Origin of the sequence: Microbacterium sp. B24, assembly GCF_000333415.1 — a bacterium.
Lineage (GTDB): Bacteria > Actinomycetota > Actinomycetes > Actinomycetales > Microbacteriaceae > Microbacterium.
Window position 1 is genome coordinate 1 of record NZ_BADB01000135.1, and the last position, 1,629, is coordinate 1,629.

Here is a 1,629-nt window from a genome sequence, read left to right on the forward strand (position 1 = left end):
CGAGGCGTGAGGTCCCGTGCTGACGACATTCCTGCTCGTCACCGGTGTCGCTCTGTTGATCTGGTCGCTGTGGAGCCGGACGTTTCGGCGTGCCACGGTGAACGGGCCGATCGTGATGACCGGGCTCGGTCTGATCGCCGGGGCGGTGCTGCCCACTCAGGGCATTCTCTTCATGGAGTCGAAAGCGACGCTCTTCCTCGCCGAGATCGTCCTCGCGTTCCTGCTGTTCGTCGACGCGCTGGATGTGCGCGGCTCGGTGCGTTCGCAGTTCACGGGGGTGCCGGTCCGCCTGCTCGGTATCGGCCTGCCGCTCTCGCTCGTGCTCGTCCTCGCGGTCGGGTTGATGCTCCCGCTCGGCTTGTCGGTCGCCGTCGTGCTCGCCATCGCCTGCATCGCGGTTCCCGCCGACTTCTCGCCCGAAACCTCCCTCGTCCGCGACGAGCGGATTCCCGCGCGCGTGCGGCGCTGGCTCAGCGTCGAGAGCGGCTACAACGACGGCCTCGTCTCTCCGCTCTTGCTCGCCGCGCTCGCGTTCGCCTCGGCGGGAACCACGGGCGACGCCGGGCGCGCGTTCGCCGTCGCGGCCCCCGCCGGGCTCATCGCCGTTCTCGTCGGCGCGGCGGTGGGCGCGGCCATCGGCGGCGCGACCCGCTTCGCCGATGAGCGCGGGTGGACCGAGCCGCAGAGCATGCGCATCGCCTTCGTCGCCGCACCGCTCATCGTCTTCGCGGCTGCCGTCATGCTGCACGGCAACGGCTTCGTCGCCGTGTTCGTCGCCGGTGTCGCCATCCGGCTGACGCGCGGGGAGAAGGGGCTCGACCGCGCTGAGCTCACTCTGTTGGAGGATGTGTCGTGGCTGACCAATCTGCTGCTGTGGCTGGCCTTCGGCTTCGCCGCCGTCGTGCTGCTGAGCGAGACGTATGACTGGTGGCCGGCGATCGCCCTGGCGCTCGTCGCGCTCACCATCGGGCGGATCATCCCCGTCGGCATCGCCCTGCTCGGAAGCGAGGCAACTCGCCAGGAGCGGATCTTCGTCGCGGTGGTGGGGCCGCGCGGCGCAGCATCCATCGTGTTCGGGCTCATCGCCGCGAACGCCCTGCCCGGCGAGCAGGGGTTTCTCGTGCTGGCGGCGACCTGCATGGTCGTGCTGGGAAGCGTCGCGATCCACGGGATCGGCGGGCCCCTGCTCGTTCGGCGCCTGTGGGGAGCACGCGCAGCGGATGCCGCACCGGCCCCAGTAGGTGCCGCGGCGGCATCCGTCAAGCCCCCGGCGTGATCCGGTCATGTGCGCGAGGCTGGGGGCGGAGGCGCACCATGACCATCGACACCACGCCGTCCCGTCGCGCTGAGCGACCGGAGGAGGGCCATCGACCCGGTCCCGGTGCGGACGCTCCCGCCGCCGGCGGCGACGAGGCGTATCGGCTGGTCATCGACGATATCGACCGCTACCGCGTGATCGCCGACGGCCTTGTCATCGGGTACGTCGACGTGGTCGGTGCCGTCTTCGTGGCGCTCGCGGGGGCGTCCTATGCGCAAGCGACCGAGGGGCACCAGGCTCTCGTGCTCGAGGACGCGCTCGCAGCTCTCATGAGTCGGCGGTAACGCGCGGGGCGGGTGGCGTCCGTCATC

At 70.9% G+C, this 1,629-nt stretch carries 2 protein-coding genes; both read left to right on the plus strand.

Annotated features, from left to right (window positions below):
- Nucleotides 1-16: 16 nt before the first annotated feature.
- A complete protein-coding gene (locus I5I_RS03100; RefSeq protein WP_036316361.1) occupies nucleotides 17-1,276 on the plus strand; it encodes a cation:proton antiporter domain-containing protein in 1,260 nt (419 codons plus the stop codon).
- A gap of 38 nt (nucleotides 1,277-1,314) precedes the next feature.
- Nucleotides 1,315-1,602, plus strand: coding sequence for a hypothetical protein (locus I5I_RS03105; RefSeq protein WP_036316363.1), 288 nt, complete (start codon nucleotides 1,315-1,317; stop codon nucleotides 1,600-1,602).
- Nucleotides 1,603-1,629: the final 27 nt, after the last annotated feature.

Bases quoted from the DNA above. Each gene is read 5' to 3' on its own strand.
- I5I_RS03105 (WP_036316363.1), top strand. From the start codon at position 1,315: ATGACCATCGACACCACGCCGTCCCGTCGCGCTGAGCGACCGGAGGAG.